The following is a 1,357-nucleotide window of genomic DNA, read 5'->3' as shown; positions in this document are numbered from 1 at the left end:
CCATAGGGTACTTGACGCGATTGGCGCTGTACAGGTACCAGCTGTAGCTGGCGCCGCGCGAGCAACCGCGCGGCTCGTGGTTGGGCATGTCCCAGCGGGTGCGCGGGTAATCAGTCTGCTGGGTTTCCCAGGTGACGATGCCGCCCTTGACATAAATCTTCCACGAGCACGATCCCGTGCAGTTCACGCCATGGGTGCTGCGCACAATCTTGTCATGTGCCCAGCGGTTGCGGTAGGCGTCTTCCCAGGTTCTGTCTTCGGCAGTGGTGACACCGTGGTCCCCGGAGAAGGACTCCCTGGGGTTGGAAAAGTGGCTCAGTCTATCGAGAAAATGACTCATTGAATTCTCCGTTAAAGCGGTAAAGCGGTAGAGGCGGGCGCAGCGGCGGCTCAGGGGTTTTTGATCTCTGCGCCGCGACGCAGGTAAAACCACCAGTTCAGCACCAGGCACAGGGCATAGAAGATGGCAAAGCCGTACATCGCGTGCTCGGGCGTGCCGGCCTTGATCTGCGCGCCTATGACCACCGGAGCGATGAAGGCACCGTAGGCGGCGATGGCCGATGTCCAGCCCAGCACAGGGCCGGCCTGCTGGCGGTCAAAGATGACGCCGATGGTGCGAAAGGTTGAACCGTTGCCGATGCCGCTGGCCGCAAACAGCACGACGAAAAGCACCATGAAGAGCAGGAAGTACTGTTCGGGCGTGGCCGACTTGTAGGCCAGCAGCATGACGTAGCCCACGGCAGCGGAGGCCGCCACCATGACGGCGGAAATGATCTGCGTCACGATGGAGCCGCCAACCTTGTCCGAGACCCAACCGCCCACGGGCCGGATCAGCGCGCCGACAAAAGGGCCTATCCAGGCAAAGGTCAGTGCCGAGGGCGCATTGGGGTTCTTCAGTGCGTGCTGCATGACGCCTGCTGCGTCAGGCACATGGCTGATGCCGAAAATCACCGTGATGGCCAGCGGCAAGGCCATCGAAAACCCGATGAAGGAGCCGAAGGTCACGATGTACAGCAGCGTAAGAGACCAGGTGTGCTTGTTGCTGAAGATCGCAAACTGCTTGGTGATGTTTTCTTTCATCGTGCCGAAGGCAGTGAGCTTGAGCACCAGCAAGGTGCTTGCCACAATCAAGGGCATGGCGATCCACATGTTGAGCAGACCCAAGCCCGTGGGTTTGGGCAGGTAGAGGTACAGGCCGATGCCTGCCGGCACAAAAGACAGGGTGTAAAGCCAGATGATCTTGAGGAAGGCCGGGATCGTGCCGCCAATGGCGGGCGAGACGGTCTTCAGGTTGTTCATGCCGAAGAAGCAGATGACGGACAGCGGCACCAGCGACAACAGCCAGGCAAAACCGGCG

The 1,357-nt window shown here is 60.4% G+C and carries 2 protein-coding genes; both read right to left on the bottom strand.

Translation table 11 applies throughout. The features are described from left to right. On the bottom strand, positions 1 to 340 hold a 340-nt coding region (locus AC1D0Z_RS21870), incomplete at its 3' end, for a hypothetical protein (protein ID WP_477660251.1). Between the two features lie 50 nt (positions 341 to 390). Next, on the bottom strand, positions 391 to 1,357 hold a 967-nt coding region (locus tag AC1D0Z_RS21865; protein ID WP_477660250.1), incomplete at its 5' end, for an MFS transporter.

The organism is Polaromonas sp. P1_E3 (assembly GCF_056405935.1).
This window is presented reverse-complemented; position numbering and strand designations above follow the sequence as displayed.